The organism is Kitasatospora sp. NPDC001261 (assembly GCF_042896795.1).
Taxonomy (GTDB): domain Bacteria; phylum Actinomycetota; class Actinomycetes; order Streptomycetales; family Streptomycetaceae; genus Kitasatospora.
Genome location: NZ_JBIAXP010000006.1, coordinates 19,192 through 35,616 on the forward strand (window position 1 = coordinate 19,192; position 16,425 = coordinate 35,616).

The 16,425-nt window shown below is 75.2% G+C and carries 12 protein-coding genes; 5 read left to right on the forward strand and 7 right to left on the reverse strand.

Annotated features, from left to right (window positions below):
• Positions 1–14: 14 nt before the first annotated feature.
• The 3 genes from ACFY4B_RS09640 to ACFY4B_RS09650 all read right to left on the reverse strand — a co-directional run bounded on the left by ACFY4B_RS09640 (position 15) and on the right by ACFY4B_RS09650 (position 4,764).
• Positions 15–1,196: a VWA domain-containing protein gene (locus ACFY4B_RS09640; RefSeq protein WP_049659290.1), complete on the reverse strand. Its 1,182-nt coding sequence runs from the start codon at positions 1,194–1,196 to the stop codon at positions 15–17.
• An 83-nt stretch (positions 1,197–1,279) separates the two neighbouring features.
• Positions 1,280–3,685 (reverse strand): DUF5682 family protein, encoded by a 2,406-nt coding sequence (locus tag ACFY4B_RS09645; RefSeq protein ID WP_387967090.1) that lies wholly within the window; start codon positions 3,683–3,685, stop codon positions 1,280–1,282.
• Entirely contained in the window at positions 3,682–4,764 is a 1,083-nt protein-coding gene (locus tag ACFY4B_RS09650; protein WP_049659200.1) for an AAA family ATPase, read from the reverse strand. Before ACFY4B_RS09650 ends, ACFY4B_RS09645 begins: the two co-directional genes overlap by 4 nt.
• A gap of 179 nt (positions 4,765–4,943) precedes the next feature.
• Here ACFY4B_RS09650 and ACFY4B_RS09655 point away from each other — a divergent pair, with 179 nt between their 5' ends.
• Both ACFY4B_RS09655 and ACFY4B_RS09660 read left to right on the forward strand, forming a co-directional pair.
• Positions 4,944–6,239, forward strand: coding sequence for an SWIM zinc finger family protein (locus ACFY4B_RS09655; protein ID WP_117488193.1), 1,296 nt, complete (start codon positions 4,944–4,946; stop codon positions 6,237–6,239).
• 235 nt (positions 6,240–6,474) lie between these two features.
• The gene (locus ACFY4B_RS09660) at positions 6,475–8,076 is read left to right on the forward strand and encodes a DUF5691 domain-containing protein (protein ID WP_387967092.1); all 1,602 of its coding nucleotides are present in this window, start codon (positions 6,475–6,477) and stop codon (positions 8,074–8,076) included.
• A gap of 112 nt (positions 8,077–8,188) precedes the next feature.
• On the opposite strand, the gene ACFY4B_RS09665 is transcribed toward ACFY4B_RS09660, so the two are convergent.
• Positions 8,189–8,593 carry a cobalamin B12-binding domain-containing protein gene (locus tag ACFY4B_RS09665; protein ID WP_049660544.1) on the reverse strand — a complete coding sequence of 135 codons (405 nt, stop codon included), beginning with the start codon at positions 8,591–8,593 and terminating at the stop codon, positions 8,189–8,191.
• Between the two features lie 347 nt (positions 8,594–8,940).
• On the opposite strand from ACFY4B_RS09665, the gene ACFY4B_RS09670 reads away from it, so the two are divergent.
• On the forward strand, positions 8,941–9,732 hold the full coding sequence (locus tag ACFY4B_RS09670; RefSeq protein ID WP_074003933.1) for a M23 family metallopeptidase: 792 nt from the start codon (positions 8,941–8,943) through the stop codon (positions 9,730–9,732).
• A 40-nt stretch (positions 9,733–9,772) separates the two neighbouring features.
• Here ACFY4B_RS09670 and pcrA read toward each other — a convergent pair whose 3' ends face one another.
• From pcrA to ACFY4B_RS09685, 3 genes are all read right to left on the reverse strand, one after another.
• The gene (gene pcrA, locus ACFY4B_RS09675; protein WP_387967094.1) at positions 9,773–12,400 is read right to left on the reverse strand and encodes a DNA helicase PcrA; all 2,628 of its coding nucleotides are present in this window, start codon (positions 12,398–12,400) and stop codon (positions 9,773–9,775) included.
• 99 nt (positions 12,401–12,499) lie between these two features.
• Positions 12,500–13,177 carry a response regulator transcription factor gene (locus ACFY4B_RS09680; RefSeq protein ID WP_049658372.1) on the reverse strand — a complete coding sequence of 226 codons (678 nt, stop codon included), beginning with the start codon at positions 13,175–13,177 and terminating at the stop codon, positions 12,500–12,502.
• Complete coding sequence (locus ACFY4B_RS09685; RefSeq protein ID WP_380717728.1) at positions 13,170–14,633, reverse strand: PspC domain-containing protein; 1,464 nt, start codon at positions 14,631–14,633, stop codon at positions 13,170–13,172. The genes ACFY4B_RS09680 and ACFY4B_RS09685 overlap by 8 nt, the downstream gene beginning before the upstream one ends.
• A 134-nt stretch (positions 14,634–14,767) precedes the next feature.
• Between ACFY4B_RS09685 and ACFY4B_RS09690 the strand changes: the two genes are divergently transcribed.
• Positions 14,768–16,219: a PspC domain-containing protein gene (locus ACFY4B_RS09690; protein WP_387967095.1), complete on the forward strand. Its 1,452-nt coding sequence runs from the start codon at positions 14,768–14,770 to the stop codon at positions 16,217–16,219.
• Positions 16,216–16,425, forward strand: a complete 210-nt coding sequence (locus tag ACFY4B_RS09695; RefSeq protein WP_049661234.1) for a hypothetical protein — start codon at positions 16,216–16,218, stop codon at positions 16,423–16,425. Before ACFY4B_RS09690 ends, ACFY4B_RS09695 begins: the two co-directional genes overlap by 4 nt.

Here is a 16,425-nt window from a genome sequence, read left to right on the forward strand (position 1 = left end):
TCCGGGTGAATTCCTCACGCCCCCTGGTCGGCCCCCCTGATCAGGCCCCGCGGGATCGGGCGCTTCTCGATGGCCGCCGCCATGATCTCCGGGAACGCGTCCGGGGTGCAGGCGAAGGCCGGGGCGCCGAGCGAGGCCAGGGCGGCGGCGTGCGCGTGGTCGTACGCCGGGGCCCCCTCGTCGGAGAGCGCCAGCAGGGCGATGAACTGGACGCCGGCCGCCTTCATCGCGGCGACCCGCTTGAGCATGCCGTCCCGGATGCCGCCCTCGTACAGGTCGCTGATCAGCACCACGACGGTCTCGGAGGGCCGGGTGATCCTCGACTGGCAGTAGGCGAGCGCGCGGTTGATGTCGGTGCCGCCGCCGAGCTGGGTGGCGAACAGGACGTCGACCGGGTCGGTGAGCTGCTCGGTGAGGTCGACCACCGAGGTGTCGAAGACGACCAGGCGGGTGTCCAGGGTGCGCATCGAGGAGAGCACCGCGCCGAAGACCGCCGAGTGGACGACCGAGGGCGCCATCGAGCCGGACTGGTCGACGCAGAGGATGACGTCCTTCTTCACGGCGCGCTGGGCGCGGGCGTAGCCGACCAGCCGCTCGGGGACGACGGTGCCGTGCTCGGGCAGGTAGTTCTTCAGGTTGGCCCGGATCGTGCGGTCCCAGTCGATGTCGCGGTGGCGGGGCCGGTTGACCTTGGCGCTGCGGTCGAGGGCGCCGCCGAGGGTGGCCCGGGTGCGGTCGGCGAGCCGGCGCTCCAGGTCGGCGACCACCTTGCCGACCACCGCCCGGGCGGTCTCCCGGGTGGTCTCGGGCAGCGCGTGCTTGAGCGACAGCAGGGTGCCGACCAGGTGCACGTCCGGCTCGACGGCCTCCAGCATCTCCGGCTCCAGCAGCAGCCGGTCCAGGCCGAGCCGGGAGATCGCGTCCTGCTGCATCAGCTGCACGACGGTGGACGGGAAGTACGTGCGGATGTCGCCCAGCCAGCGGGCCACCTGCGGGGCCGAGCCGCCCAGCCCGGCACTGCGGCGGCCGCCGCGGGCGGCCCGGGCGCCCTCCTCGGGGGCGCCGCGGTAGAGCGCGCCGAGGGCGCCGTCCATCGCGGCGTCGCGGCCGCGCAGGGTGCAGCCGGTGCCGTCGGCCTCACCGCCGAGCACCAGCCGCCAGCGGCGCAGCCGTTCGTCGGTCGTGGGCGCTGCCATCTCGTCCTCCTTCGCCGGGTCGGGCGTCATGGGTCGGGTGTCGTGGGTGTCGGGTGTCTTGGGTGGGGTGTGCGGGCCGGAGGTCAGGTGTCCCGGCCGGCGGCCTGCCGGGGGATCGTCGGACGGATCCCGAGCAGCAGGGCCACCACGGGGACGGCGGCGTCGGCGCGGGCCCGGTCCAGCTCGCCGCCCTCGGCCCGGACGGCCGGGAGCTCGTCGAGCGGGCCGGCCGCGACCCGGCCGCCGATGGTGGTGCGCACACCCGCCTCCAGGGCGGCGAAGGTGCGGCGCAGCAGCGGCAGGACGTCGGTGAAGACCTCGTCGCCCACCCCGGTCAGCCACTCGTCCAGCAGGGCGAGCAGCCGCGGGTCGTGCAGCAGCAGGGCGCCGCCGCCGGTCAGGAAGCCCTCGACCCAACCGGCCGCGTCCGCCGGGGCGTTGGCGACGGAGAGCACCAGCCGGAGCCGGCGGCCGGCCTCCTCGGAGTCGAGCCGGCCGTCGTCCAGCAGCAGTCGCACGGCCCGGCCGCGCAGCAGCCCGGGGGCTCCGGTGGCCGGTCCGCCGGCCGGCTCGCGGCGGGCCAGCGAGCCCAGGGCGGCGGCCCAGCGGTCGGCCAGGCCGGCCAGGCCGTCGGGCTCCGGCACGGCGTCGGAGGCGGTGCCGGCGGTGGCGGCAGCGGTGTCGGCGGCGGTGCCCGGATCGACGGCCAGCAGGCCGATCGCGCCGTGCACCTCGTCGAGGCGGCCGCGCATCGTCGCCGCGCCCTCGGCGTCCAGGCCGACGCAGGCGGGCGGCAGCCCGACGCAGATCCGCTCGGCCAGGCCCGAGGCCGCCCCGGCCAGCGCGCCGTGGTCGGTGCCGCGCACGTCGCCGTAGCGCAGCGCCCGGACCAGGGCGGGCAGCGCGCCCGCGAGGTGCGCGACGTCGGTGTCCAGGGCCGCGCAGTCGGCGAGCACCCGCATCACCGCGGGCAGGGCGCCGGACAGCCCGGCCAGCAGGCAGGTCTCCACCAGGCCGGTCAGTTCGGCGAGTTCCTCGGCGGCCCGGGCGGTGCCGACGGCCTTGTTGGCCGCCGCCTCCTCGACCGTGGTGCCCCACTGGGCGGCCTCGGCGATCCGGACCGCGAACTCGGGCTGCCAGCACAGCCGCCAGCTCTCCCGGAACGTCCCGGTCGAGTTCACCGAGGAGCGCGCGGGCACGCCCCAGTCCACGCCCAGCAGCCGCAGCCGGTGCAGCAGCCGGGAGCGGGCCGCGTCGTTCTCCTTGCGCAGGTCGAGGTCGACGTCCTTCGGCGCGGCCTCGGGCTTGAGCCGCAGCGAGCGCTGCAAGCGGGTCAGGTCGCGCTGGAGCGGCACCGCCGGTGCGGCGTCCGGGACCTCGCCGAGCGCGTCGCCGACCACCAGGCGGTCCCGGACCAGCTCCAGGGCGACGTCCGAGCCCTCGCAGAGCACCGCGCGCACGGCGTCCAGGGTCTCGGTCAGCCCGGCGAGCGGGCGGCCGCGCAGCACGGCCAGGGTCTCGGCGAGCCGGACCGCCTCGATCACGTGCGCGGAGGAGACCGGGTGGTCCTCGGCGCGCAGCAGGTCGGCGGCCCGGGTGAGCCAGCGCGGCACCGGGTCCCCGTCGGTGGTGAACAGGTGGTGGTACCAGCCGGGCGACTGCACGCCCGCGCCGTAGCCGGTGGCCTGGGAGAGCCGGCGGTGCGTCCACGGCACCCAGGTGATGTCCGTGCGCACCTTCTTCGGCAGGCCGGCGAGCAGCGCCCGGTCGTGGGCGACGGTGGGCATCCGTTCCAGCGCGGGGACGTGGAAGGCCCCGCAGACCACGGCGATCCGCAGGTGCCCGGCGCGCCGGGCGGCGCGGATCTGCTGGCGCATGTACGCCTCGCGCAGCTGGTCCCGGCGGGACTCGCCGAGGCCCTCGGCGCGCAGCGCGCCCATCGCCTCGGCGACGGCGGCGAACGGCGCCAGCGCGTCGGTGCCGGGCGCGCGGTGCTCGACCACGTCCTCCCACCAGCGCTCGGCGTCGTCGTGCCCGGCCGCCTCGGCGAGCAGCGCCAGCGGGTCGGCGACCGGGTCGGCGCCGGCCTCATCGGCGTCGTTCTCCTCGGCGTCGCAGGCCTCACCGTCCTCGGCAGGAACGGCGGGACCGACGGGCTCGGCGGGCGCGAAGCCGTACGCGGCGGGCAGGTCGATGAAGCGGACCGGCAGGTCGTGGTCCACGGCGTGCCGGATCGCCACCCACTCCGGGGAGAACTCGGCGTACGGCCAGAAGGCGGCCTTCGCCGGGTCGTCCACCGCGTGGGCGAGCAGCGCCACCGGCGGGACCAGGTCCTTCTCGGCCGCCAGGTGGACGATCGCGTCGGCCTCCGGCGGGCCCTCGATCAGCACCGCGTCCGGCCGCCACTGCGCCAGCGCGGCGGCCACCGCCCGGGCCGAACCGGGACCGTGGTGGCGGATGCCCAGCAGGGCGACCTCAGGGCTCGTCATACGGTCACCTCGCGGGCGGCGCGGTAGAAGTCCTTCCAGCCGTCGCGCTCGCGCACCACTCCTTCGACGTACTCGCGCCAGACGGCCCGGTCCGCCACCGGGTCGCGGACGACGGCGCCGAGGATGCCGGCCGTCACGTCCCCGGCCCGCAGCACGCCGTCGCCGAAGTGGGCGGCCAGCGCGAGTCCGTTGGTCACCACCGAGATCGCCTCGGCGGTGGAGAGGGTGCCGCTCGGGGTCTTGACCTTCGTCCGGCCGTCCACCGTGATCCCGGCCCGCAGCTCGCGGAAGACGGTGACCACGCGCCTGATCTCCTCGGCGCCGCCGGGCAGTTCGGGCAGGTCCAGGGAGCGGCCGAGCTGGCCGACCCGCCGGGTGACGATGTCGACCTCCTCGTCCAGCGAGCCCGGCAGCGGCAGCACCACGGTGTTGAAGCGGCGGCGCAGCGCGCTGGACAGCTCGTTGACGCCGCGGTCGCGGTCGTTGGCGGTGGCGATCACGTTGAAGCCGCGCACGGCCTGCGTCTCGGCACCCAACTCCGGTATCGGGAGCGTCTTCTCGGACAGGATGGTGATCAGACTGTCCTGCACGTCGGCCGGGATGCGGGTGAGCTCCTCGACCCGGGCGATCTTCCCGTCCGCCATCGCCCGCATCAGCGGCGAGGGCACCAGGGCGTCCCGGCTGGGCCCGTTGGTGAGCAGCTGGGCGTAGTTCCAGCCGTAGCGGACGGCCTCCTCGGGGGTGCCGGCCGTGCCCTGCACCAGCATCGTGGAGTCGCCGCTGATCGCCGCGGCCAGGTGCTCGGACACCCAGGTCTTCGCGGTGCCCGGCACGCCGAGCAGCAGCAGCGCCCGGTCCGTCGCCAGGGTCGTCACGGCGACCTCGACGATCCGGCGCGGGCCGATGTACTTGGGGGTGATCCGGGTGCCGTCGGGCAGTTCGCCGCCGAGCAGGTACGTCGCCACGGCCCACGGCGAGAGCTTCCAGCGCTCGGGGCGCGGACGGTCGTCCTGCGCGGCCAGCGCGGCCAGTTCACCGGCGAACGCGTCCTCGGCGTGCTGCCGCAGAACGTCGGTCATGGGGGCTCCTTCGGGTCGGCCGCCGGGCACACCGGTGCCCCGGGCGGAGTGGTGATCGGGGGGAGCCAGGTCGGCGTCCCGGCCTGTGGAACCAACCCTGCACCGAGCCACTGACAACCCGCCGGGGGCCGCGGACGGGCCGTCAGCCACTGTCAGTGCCGCCGCCTACGGTCGGTCGCATGGAGGAACGCTGGAGCACCGAACACGTCCTGTCCCTGGCACCTGACGCCGCCTCGCAGAAGGCCGCGGGCAAGCTCTCCGCGCCCGCGCCGTGGTCCGGCACCGGCACCGACGGCACCGCGCTCTGGGGCGAGTGCAAGGGCAGCGGCCGCACGCCGTACCGCACCGCGATCGAACTCGCCACGCCCGCCTACCAGTGCACCTGCCCCAGCCGGAAGTTCCCGTGCAAGCACGCGCTCGGGCTCCTCCTGCTGTGGAGCGGCACCCCGGCGGCCGTCCCGGCCGGCGAACCCGCCGACTGGGTCTCCGAGTGGCTCGCCTCCCGCCAGGAGCGCGCCGAGAAGCGCGCGGAGAAGAAGGAGGAGGACCCGGAGGCCACCCGGCGCCGGCTCGAGAAGCGCGGCGCCAAGGTCGCGGTCGGCGCCGCCGAGCTGCGGCTGCGGCTGGCCGACCGGGTCCGGCACGGCCTGGCCGACCAGTCCACCGCCGGCCCCTGGGAGGAGGTCGCCGCCCGGATGGTCGACGCGCAGGCCCCCGGCCTGGCCGCCCGGGTCCGCGAACTGGACGCGCTGCCGCAGGAGCGGCTGCTGGAGGAGTACGCCATGCTGCACCTGCTCGCCACCGCCGCCACCCGGATGGACGAACTGCCGGCCGAACTGGCCGCCACCGTCCGCACCCGGGTCGGCTTCCCCGCGGACCCCGGCACGGCCGGCCCCACCGTCCGAGACCGCTGGCTGGTCCTCGGCACCCGGGACACCACGGACGAGCGGCTCACCACCCGCCGGGTCTGGCTGCGCGGCGCCAAGACCGGCCGCCCGGCCCTGCTGCTCTCCTTCGGCCACCAGGGCCAGGCCCCCGCCCTCGCCCTGCCCACCGGCCGCCTGGTCGAGGCCGACCTCGCCTACTTCCCCGCCGCCCACCCGCTGCGCGCCGACCTCCGCGAGCGCTACGGCGCCCCCGAGCCTGGCCCCGCCGGCCCGCCCGCCGGGCTCACCGTCGCCGAGGCGGTGGCCGGCTACGGCACCGCCGTCGCCGACGACCCGTGGCTGGAGAGCCGGCCCACCGTGCTCGGCGACGTCGTCCCGGTCCGTACCCCGGACGGCTGGTTCCTGACGGACGGCCACCACACCGTGCCGGTCCGCGCCTCGGCCGTCCCGGAGGCCGCGCTGTGGCGGCTGGCCGCGGTCTCCACCGGCCGCCCGCTGACGGTCTTCGGCGAGTACGGCCACCAGGGCTTCGCCCCGGTCACGGCCTGGGCCGCCGACCAGCGCCCGGTCGGCCTCACCAACCTTTAGGGCGTGTCTTGTGGATCCCTGCCGGGCGCGCGACGCTCCCCCAGCCTTCGGCCGGGAGGTACCCCCAGGGCACAAACGCACCTCGCCGCGTTGTCGTCGGTCGCCAATGGCCCCCAGCCTTCGGCCGGGAGGTGCCCCCACCGCAGTGGCTCCCTCCTCCGCCTTGCGATGCACGCACCCCAACGCCGCGCCCTGATCCGACAAAACCCACAAGACACGCCCAGGAGCACCAGGAATGACGATCACCCAGGACCCGTGGGAGACGCTGCACACCAGCGCCCTGCTCGGCACCGACCGCCGTCCGCTCCCGGCCACCGCCCTGCCGCTCGCCGACGCCGTGGACCAGGGCGATCCGGCCACCGCCCTGCTGGAGCTGGCCGCGCTGGCCGCCGTCCGCCGCCGGGCCGGCGCGCTGCCCGTACCGGCCGACGGGCCGCCCGGCCCGCCCGCGGCCGAGGACGCCCGCCCGGAGCTGCCCGAGCCGGCCGCCCGCCGGCTGGCCGTCCTGCTCTCGGGGCGCACCGGCGGCGGCACCGGCGCCGGCGGCACCCTGGCCAACCTGTCCGAGCTGCTGCCGCAGTGGCTCGCCACCGCCCGGGCGAGCGGCCTGCGCCCGCCCACCGCGCTGATCCCCGGCCTGCTCGACGCCGCCCGCGCCCGCAGCGAACTGCGCGCCGACGCCGTGGCGTTGGCCGGTCCGCCGGGCCGCTGGCTGGCCGAGCAGAACCCCGACTGGCGGTTCGTGCTGCGCACCACCGCCCCCGAGCTGCCGCAGCGGCCCACCGACGACCGGCTCTGGCACGAGGGCCTGTTCGCCGAACGGGTCACCCACCTCACGCAGCTGCGCCGCCGCGATCCCGCGGCCGGCCTGGAGCTGCTGCGCGGCACCTGGTCCACCGAGCGCGCCGAGGACCGCCTGCTCTTCCTGGACGCCCTCCAGGACGGCCTCTCCCCCGCCGACGAACCGTTCCTGGAGGCCGCCCTCGGCGACCGCAGCAAGAACGTCCGGGCCACCGCCGCCGAGCTGCTCTCCACCCTGCCCGGCTCCGCGCTGGCCCGCCGGATGGCCGAGCGGGCGCGGGCCGCCGTCCGGCTCGCCGACACCGGCACGCACCTGCTGGTCACCCCGCCCACCGCGTGCGACGCGCAGATGCAGCGCGACGGGATCGCCCCCAAGTCGCCCACCGGGCGCGGTGAACGGGCCTGGTGGTTCGGCGAGTTGGTGGCCGCCGCACCGCTGTCGCTGTGGCCGGAGAGCACCGGGCTGACGCCCGGGCAGCTGCTCGCCCTGCGGGTCGGCGACAGCATCGACGAGACCAGCAGCAGCTGGGCCGACGACCTGCGGGAGGCCTGGGCGCGGGCCGCCGTCCGCCAGCAGGACGCCGACTGGGCCCGGGCGCTGCTCGGCCCGGCCCCGGCCCCGGTCCCGTCCGGGCGCGGCGCCCGGACCCGCGCGCTGCGCACCACCGGCGCCCCGGCCAAGCTGCTGGCCGTCCTCCCGCCGGAGGAGCGGGCGGTCTGGACGGCCGCGTTCATCACGGTGCACGGGCTGGGCGAGGCCTTCCAGCTGCTCGGCGCCTGCGCCACCCCGTGGACGCCGCCGCTGTCCACCGCCGTGGTGACCGCCCTGGCCCGGGCGGCGGCCTCCGGGGCGTACCCGTGGAGCCACAGCGGGGTGCTCGGGATGACGGAGCGCGCGCTCGCCCCGGAGACGGCCGCCGCGGTGGAGGAGCTGGCCGCCGGGGCCGCCCCGGACTCCGCGTGGTCCGAGACCTTCTCCCGGCTGGCCGGCACCCTGCGCTTCCGGGCGGCGATGCTCGCGGAGCTGGCGGGCTGAGGGCGGGCCGGGCCCGCGGTACGCCTCCGAAGACGACGGAGACGACGGAGACGACGGAGACGACGGAGCGGGCCGGCCCCCGGGAGGGCCGGCCCGCTCGACGCGCCGTGGCTCAGCCGGCCCGCAGGTTCGACTCGACCCAGGCGACCACGTCCCGGGTCGGCGTGCCCGGGGTGAAGATGTCCGCGACGCCCAGCGCCTTGAGCTCGGCGATGTCCTCGTCCGGGATGATCCCCCCGCAGAAGACCTTGATGTCCTCCGCGTCGCGCTCCTTCAGCAGCTCCAGCACCCGGGCGCACAGCGTCATGTGGGCACCGGAGAGGATCGACAGCCCGATGCCGTCCGCGTCCTCCTGGATCGCGGTGTCGACGACCTGCTCGGGCGTCTGGTGCAGTCCGGTGTAGATGACCTCCATACCGGCGTCGCGCAGGGCTCGCGCGATGACCTTGGCACCACGGTCGTGACCGTCGAGCCCGGGCTTGGCGACCACCACACGGATCGGCCCCGACACACTCATGACTGCCTCCTGGACCTCGTCGTCCACCATCCGACCGGGCCTCGTGGGCCGCCGGCGCGGTTAACGGTCGATAACCAACCTGAGGGGAGGTTAGCGCCACCCGGCACGGTTGACCGCGCCGCCCCCGAAGAGGAGGGCAAAGTCACAGCTCCGGGCCTTGCTACCAGCGGGTATACCCGTCCTTCCCGCAACCTCCGCACAGACCCCCCGGCCGACCCCTTGACATCCGGAGGTTTTTCCGGGGCGTCGCCCATGGGACTACAGTCACGGCTGCCCTTGGGACTACAGTCACGGCTGTTCTCCCCTCGTCCGACGACGCCCGAGGCCCACCGAGGAGGCAGCCCCCGATGGCTCCCGATGCAGCCGCCCGTCCGACCCGCGCGGAGCTGCGCCTCGCCGCCCGCGAGCAGTCCCGTGCCCAGCGCCGCGGCGCCGCCAAGGCGGCCACCCGGACGGCCCTGTTCCGGGTCGCGCTGCCCTCGGTGGCCGCGCTCGGGGTGGCCGCCGCCGCGGCGGTCACCGTGCAGGGGGAGGCCGACCAGCAGCGCGCCCAGGCCGCCGGACGGACGCCGCAGGCCACGGCGCCGGACACCGCGGCCGCGCACGCGGCGACCCAGGCGCTCGCGGCCGGCGCGCCGGCCCAGGCCTCGCGCGGCGACGCACGCCAGCCGCTGGCCGGCGCCCAGCCCACCGAGGCCCCCACCGCGCAGCCCACCGCCGAGCCCGCCCCCGAACCGGTGAAGCCCACGGTGGTCATGCCGGTCGCCCGGCACGGCCTCGGCGAACTGTTCGGCGAGGCCGGCACCCACTGGGCCAACCGGCACACCGGCATCGACTTCCCGGTGGACGGCGGCTCCGAGGTCTACGCCGTGACCGACGGCACGATCCGCACCCAGTGGAACCCGTTCTACGGCTACATGACGATCCTCAAGATGCCCGACGGCACCGAGGCCTGGTACTGCCACCTGCGGGCGTACAAGGTGCGCAAGGGCCCGGTGAAGCAGGGCGACGTGATCGCCTTCGTCGGCAGCAGCGGCAACAGCACCGGCCCGCACCTGCACTTCGAGATCCGGCCGCAGGGCAACGGGCCGATCGACCCGCTGCCCTGGCTCCTCTCGAACGGGCTGGACCCGCGCTAGCGGGTCGGAGCGGCTCCGCGGGGCAGAGCCGCTCCGCCGCTCAGAGCTTCTCCACCGGCGCGTAGCGCAGCAGCAGCTGCTTGCGCCCGTCGGTGCCGAAGTCGACGGTGGCCTGCGCCCGGTCGCCGACGCCCGTGACGGCCACCACCGTGCCCAGCCCGAAGCTGTCGTGGGTGACCCGGTCGCCGACCGCGAGCGAGACCGCCTCGCGCTCCACCAGCTGTCCGCCGCGCCGCGCCGACTGCCCCCAGCCGGCCTTCGGCTTGGCCGCCGCGGCCGACGAGGAGGAACGCGAACTCCCGCCCCCGGAGGAGGACTTGCCCCAGGACGAGCCCGAGGAGTAGCCGCGCTGGACCGGCGCCTGGGCCGCCCCGGTGCGCTTCCACTCCACCAGCGTCTCCGGGATCTCCTCCAGGAACCGCGAGGCCGGGTTGTAGGCCGGCTGCCCCCAGGCGCTGCGCAGCACCGAGCGGGTCAGGTACAGCCGCTCGCGGGCCCGGGTGAGCCCGACGTACGCGAGCCGGCGCTCCTCCTCCAGCTCCTTGACCTGGTTGAGCGCCCGCATGTGCGGGAAGATCCCGTCCTCCATGCCGGTCAGGAAGACGACGGGGAACTCCAGGCCCTTGGCGGTGTGCAGGGTCATCATCGTGATGACGCCCTGCCCGTCCTCGTCGTCGTCCGGGATCTGGTCCGAGTCGGCGACCAGCGCGACCCGCTCCAGGAAGTCGGCCAGCGAGCCGACCGGCGGCGTGCCCTCCTCGTCGGCGTCCGGCCGCTCGCCCGGGTCCTGCTCGTACTCCAGGGCGACGGAGGCGAGCTCCTGGAGGTTCTCCACCCGGGTCTCGTCCTGCGGGTCGGTGGAGGCCTGGAGCTCGGCCAGGTAGCCGGTCTCCTCCAGGACGGCCTCCAGCACCGCCGCCGGGCCCGCGCCCGACTCGACCACCTGGCGCAGTCCGGCCATCAGGGTGTTGAACTTCTTGACGGCGTTGGCCGAGCGCGCGGCCATCCCGTACGCCTCGTCGACCCGCACCAGCGCCTGGGCGAAGGAGATCCGCTCCCGCGAGGCCAGCGCGTCGATCATCGCCTCGGCCCGCTCGCCGATGCCGCGCTTGGGCACGTTGAGGATCCGGCGCAGCGGCACGGTGTCCTCCGGGTTGGAGAGCACCCGCAGGTACGCCAGGACGTCCCGGACCTCCTTGCGCTCGTAGAAGCGCACCCCGCCGACGACCTTGTACGGCAGGCCGACCCGGATGAACACCTCCTCGAACACGCGGGACTGGGCGTTGGTCCGGTAGAAGATCGCGACGTCGCCGGGCTTGGCCTCGCCCTTGTCGGTGAGCCGGTCGATCTCGTCGGCGATGAACTGGGCCTCGCCGTGCTCGTCGTCCGCGACGTAGCCGACGACCTTCTCGCCGTGGTCCCCGGCCGTCCACAGCTTCTTCTCGCGGCGGTTGGCGTTGCGCTCGATGACGGCGTTGGCGGCGCTCAGGATGGTCTGGGTGGAGCGGTAGTTCTGCTCCAGCAGGATCGTGGTCGCGTTCGGGTAGTCCTCCTCGAACTGGAGGATGTTGCGGATGGTCGCGCCGCGGAAGGCGTAGATCGACTGGTCCGCGTCACCGACCACGCACAGCTCGGCCGGCGGCACCTCGGCCAGCCGCCCGGCCGCCGGGTTCACCAGCTCGCCGTCCACGGTGCGCCTGGGCGCGGCGGCGACGGATCCTCCGCTGAGCTCCCGGACCAGCATGTACTGGGCGTGGTTGGTGTCCTGGTACTCGTCGACCAGGATGTGCCGGAACCGGCGCCGGTAGTGCTCGGCGACGTCGGGGAAGGCCTGCAGCAGGTTCACCGTCGTCATGATGATGTCGTCGAAGTCCAGCGCGTTGGCCTCGCGCAGCCGCCGCTGGTAGAGCGCGTACGCCTCGGCGAGCTTCTTCTCCATCGGGTTGGCGGCCTGGTCGGCGAAGGTCTCCTCGTCGATCAGCTCGTTCTTGAGGTTGCTGACCTTCGCCGTGAACGACTTCGGCGGGAACTGCTTCGGGTCGAGGTCGAGGTCGCGGCAGACCAGCGACATCAGCCGCTGCGAGTCGGCCGAGTCGTAGATCGAGAAGCTGGAGGTGAAGCCCAGCTGCTTGGACTCGCGGCGCAGGATGCGCACGCAGGCGCTGTGGAAGGTGGAGACCCACATCGCCCGGGCGCGCGGGCCGACCAGCGCCTCGACGCGCTCGCGCATCTCGCCGGCCGCCTTGTTGGTGAAGGTGATCGCCAGGATCTCCCCCGGCTGCACCCCGCGGGCGCCCAGCAGGTGGGCGATCCGGTGGGTCAGCACCCGGGTCTTGCCCGAGCCGGCGCCGGCCACGATCAGCAGCGGCGAGCCCGCGTGCAGCACCGCCTCGCGCTGCGGGTCGTTCATCCCCTCCAGCAGCTGCGCCGGGTCCACCACCGTCCGCGCGGCACCGTTGCGGTACCAGGCGTCCCGCTCCGCCTCGGCGGCGTGGTCGGTCTGGAACAGGCCGTCCGGGATGGCCTCCTCGTACGCGTCGTACGGGGCCTCCTCCTCGTACGGCGGGGGCTCCTCACCGATGGCGTCGACGGACGCGTCGGGCTGCTTCGACCCGGCGGCGGGTGCCTCGAAACCGGGGAGCGGAAGGTCGTCAAAGAGGCTACTCATGGCACATCGAGTCTATGGCCACCCACCGACAAGCCCGCCCGCCCCGGACGATCCGGGGCGGGCGGGCTCCGTGGCGGCGCCCCAGGACGCCGGGGTGCCTCAGACCAGGCGGCGGGCGGTGGCCCAGCGGGTCAGCTCGTGGCGGTTGCTGAGCTGGAGCTTGCGCAGGACGGCGGAGACGTGGCTCTCGACCGTCTTCACCGAGATGAAGAGCTGCTTGGCGATCTCCTTGTAGGCGTAGCCGCGGGCGATCAGCCGCAGGACCTCGCGCTCGCGCTGGGTGAGCCGGTCCAGGTCCTCGTCCACCGGCGGGGTGTCGGTGGCGGCGAAGGCGTCCAGCACGAAGCCGGCCAGCCGGGGCGAGAACACCGCGTCGCCGTCGGCGATCCGGAAGATCGCGTTCACCAGGTCGGTGCCGGTGATGGTCTTGGTGACGTAGCCGCGCGCGCCGCCGCGGATGACGCCGATGACGTCGTCGGCGGCGTCCGACACCGACAGCGCCAGGAACTTCACCCCGCCCTGCTCGCCCATCACCCCGACCGAGCGGCGCAGCACCTCGACGCCGCCGCCGCCCGGCAGGTGGACGTCGAGCAGCACCACGTCCGGCCTGGTCTCGGCGACCACCCGGACCGCCGAGTCCACGTCGTCGGCCTCGCCGACCACGTCGATGCCGGTCACCTCGGTGCGGCCGATCTCGGCCCTGACCCCCGTCCGGAACATCCGGTGGTCGTCCACCAGCACGACCCGGGCCGTGCGCTCCGGAGCTGCCTCAGTCATTCGTTCTCTCCATCTCCAGCTCGACCTCGGTGCCGCCGCCCGCCGCCGGCCGCACCCGTGCGGTGCCGCCGTTGCGCTTCATCCGGCCGATGATCGACTCCCGTACGCCCATCCGGTCCTCGGGCACCGTGTCGGGGTCGAAGCCGGGGCCGTGGTCGCGGACGAACACCGACACCGTCCTCCCCTCGACCTCGGCGTAGACCTGGACCGGTCCCCCGCCACCGTACTTGGCCGCGTTGACGGTCGCCTCCCTCGCGGCCTGCATCTGGGCCGCGATCCGCTCGTCCATCGGGCAGTCGCCGACGATCACCAGCTCGACCGGGACGCCGTGCCGGTCCTCGACCTCGGCGACGGCGGCCCGCAGGCTCTCCGCCATGGTGTCCGGCGCGGCCTCGGCGGCGGCCTCCGGGCGGTACAGCCACAGCCGCAGCTCGCGCTCCTGCGAGCGGGCCAGCCGCAGCACCTCCTTGGGGTCCTCGGCCCGGCGCTGGATCAGGGTCAGGGTGTGCAGCACGGAGTCGTGGATGTGCGCGGCGATCTCGGCGCGTTCCTGGGCCCGGATGCGGGCGGTGCGCTCGGCCCCGAGGTCCTGCCAGAGCCGCAGGCCGTACGGGCCGAGCAGCACCAGCACACCGGCCAGCACGGCGAGCGAGGCCTCGATCACCGAGGCGAGGGTGGAGCCGCTGCCCTGCATGGCGAGCAGCGCGATGGTGCCCGCGACCGCGAGCAGCACGCCGGCGCCGACCCGGGTGTAGGCGCCGCGCCGCTTCTCACCCTCCTCGATGCCGAACCAGCGCTGCCAGCGCGAGTCGTCGGCCTGCCGCCAGACCAGCGCCACGCCGACGCCGATCGCCAGCAGCGGCCAGGTGTACGGCTTGGCGGTCTGCCAGCCGAGCACGTTGAGCAGGGCGATCACGCCGACCACCGTCATCACCAGGGCGGCGAGCTGGCCGAGGCCGCCCTGCCCGGCCTTGCCGGCCGACTCGGCCTCCTCCCCCTCCGCCGGGGCGCCCACCGGCTCGCCCTGCAGGGTGAGCTGGAGCAGCCGGCGCATCCGGCCCACCCAGCCGCCGGCCTGGCCTGCCTTGCTCAGCAGGCCGCCCTGCACCCCCGGCGAGGCCGGGACGAACGCCCCGTTGAAGTACACCCACTGGGCGCCGGCGCGCTGCGAGGGCTCGCCGATGCCGATCGGCACCACGAACCAGAAGGCGGCGTACAGCAGCGCGCCGATCCCCTGCGCGAAGAACAGCACGACGAAGGCGATCCGCACCCACCGCACCGGCAGCCCGAGGTGCACCGCCAGGCCGTGCGCGACGCCGCCCAGCATCCGTCCCTGCGGGCTGCGGTAGAGCCGGCGGTAGGGCGGCCGCCCGTCGTCGGGCGCGCTCGGGTCGGCGCCGGCCGACGACGCGGTGTCGGGGGCGATGGATCGGGGATCGGTACCGGGGGCTGCCACGCCACCGATGGTTCCACGCGGGCACCCGCGGGCGCATCAGGGTGTGTCCCCATCCCGTATCAGGGACAAGTCAGGGTACGGACAGGGCTCGACCCGGTTGGGCCGGGCGGTCCTCTGCCGGAAGGATGGTGTCCATGACCGAGGACCCCCGCATCGAGGAAACCGGGCCCGCCGCCCCGCCGGAACCGGACCGCCCGCCACTGACCAGGACCGAGCACCACCGCGTGGTGGCCGGCGTCTGCGGCGGCCTCGGCCGGCACCTGGACATCGACCCGGTGGTCTTCCGGGTCGTCACGGTGGTGCTCTGCCTCTCCGGCGGCCTCGGGCTGTTCCTGTACGGCCTGGCCTGGCTGATCGTCCCGACCGACGACGGGGCCAAGGGCCGCGGCGGGCGCACCGAGCTCCAGCGGGTGCTCACCGGGCGGGTGGACGGCCAGTCGGTCGGCGCGGTGCTGCTGACCGTGATCGGCACCGGGGTCTTCTTCTCCTCGATGGGTGACGGCGGCCAGCTGTTCCCGCTGCTGCTGCTCGCCGCCCTGGTCTTCCTGGCGGTGCGCTACGACCCGGACCGCCGCCGGGGCCGGGGGCGCGAGCACCGGAACGGCGGCCCGTACGACCGCCACTTCCCCGGGTCCGAGGGCACCGGCGGCACCGCCGCGGACGGTGCCGGGGCCTACCGCTGGCCGCGGCCGGAGCAGGACGGGGCCGCCCGGGCCGCCGGGAAGGCCCCCGCCGACGGCGCCGGCGGCTACCTGTGGGACCCGCGCCACCCGGAGCGCAACCCGTACGGGGCCACCGCCCCGGCCGCCCCGACCCCGCCCCACGGCACGCCGACCCCGCCGTACGGCACCCCGGTGCCGCCGGCCGGCACCCCGGCCCAGCCCTGGTGGCAGCGCGCCGACCTGCCGGAGGGCGACCCGCTGCGCAAGGAGGGCGCGAAGCGCCGCCCCGAGGCCGCCGCCGCACGGCGCCCCCGGGAGCGCTCGGCACTCGGCTTCTTCGGCTTCCTGCTGGCGATCGGCGCCGCCGCCGCGGTCTGGTCCGCCTCCGTCGACCGCGGCCACAACCCCACCGTGCTGAGCGCGACGGTGCTGGCCACCGCGCTGTTGGTGGTGGGCCTGACGCTGCTGGTCGGCGCGAAGTTCGGCCGGGCCCGGCGGCTGGCGGTGACCGGTCTGCTGCTCACCCTGGCGCTGGCCTTCGTCGGCCACTCGCCGGACTCCGTGCGCGACGCGGTGGGCGACCGCGCCTGGACCGTCGCCTCGGTCTCCGACCTGCACGACCGGTACAACCTGGGCGCCGGGGAGATCAGGCTGGACCTGTCCGGACTCGACCCGGCCGGGGCCGCCCTCGCCACCAAGGTCGACCTGGGCGTCGGCGACATGACCGTCACCGTGCCGGACGACGTGACGGTGAACCTGGTGACCCGGATCGGCCTCGGCAACGTCGCCCTCCCCGGTGACCGGAGCGACGGCACCGGGCGGCACACCTACCTGATCGGCCCTGCCAACGGGCAGCCGGCCAAGGGGACCCTCAATCTCGAACTCGGGATCGGGCTCGGCAACATCAAGGTGGTCCAGCAGTGAGGAAGCACCGGCTCGACCTGTTCTCGCTGATCGCGGGCGCGCTGTTCACGGTGATCGCCGTGCTCTACCTGGTCGCGGCGCTCAACGACCAGTCGGTGAACGGGCGGATCGTCATCCCGGTCACCTTCATCGTGCTCGGCGTCGGCGGCCTGGCCGGCGCGGTCGCGGCGGTGGCCCGGCGCGGCCGGCCCGACCGCGAGGAGTGA

Excerpts from the sequence above, each read along its gene's own strand:
- ACFY4B_RS09640 (WP_049659290.1), bottom strand. The coding sequence starts at position 1,196 with ATGGCAGCGCCCACGACCGACGAACGGCTGCGCCGCTGGCGGCTGGTG.
- ACFY4B_RS09645 (WP_387967090.1), bottom strand. The coding sequence starts at position 3,685 with ATGACGAGCCCTGAGGTCGCCCTGCTGGGCATCCGCCACCACGGTCCC.
- ACFY4B_RS09650 (WP_049659200.1), bottom strand. The coding sequence starts at position 4,764 with ATGACCGACGTTCTGCGGCAGCACGCCGAGGACGCGTTCGCCGGTGAA.
- ACFY4B_RS09655 (WP_117488193.1), top strand. The coding sequence starts at position 4,944 with ATGGAGGAACGCTGGAGCACCGAACACGTCCTGTCCCTGGCACCTGAC.
- ACFY4B_RS09660 (WP_387967092.1), top strand. The coding sequence starts at position 6,475 with ATGACGATCACCCAGGACCCGTGGGAGACGCTGCACACCAGCGCCCTG.
- ACFY4B_RS09665 (WP_049660544.1), bottom strand. The coding sequence starts at position 8,593 with ATGAGTGTGTCGGGGCCGATCCGTGTGGTGGTCGCCAAGCCCGGGCTC.
- ACFY4B_RS09670 (WP_074003933.1), top strand. The coding sequence starts at position 8,941 with ATGGCTCCCGATGCAGCCGCCCGTCCGACCCGCGCGGAGCTGCGCCTC.
- pcrA (WP_387967094.1), bottom strand. The coding sequence starts at position 12,400 with ATGAGTAGCCTCTTTGACGACCTTCCGCTCCCCGGTTTCGAGGCACCC.
- ACFY4B_RS09680 (WP_049658372.1), bottom strand. The coding sequence starts at position 13,177 with ATGACTGAGGCAGCTCCGGAGCGCACGGCCCGGGTCGTGCTGGTGGAC.
- ACFY4B_RS09690 (WP_387967095.1), top strand. The coding sequence starts at position 14,768 with ATGACCGAGGACCCCCGCATCGAGGAAACCGGGCCCGCCGCCCCGCCG.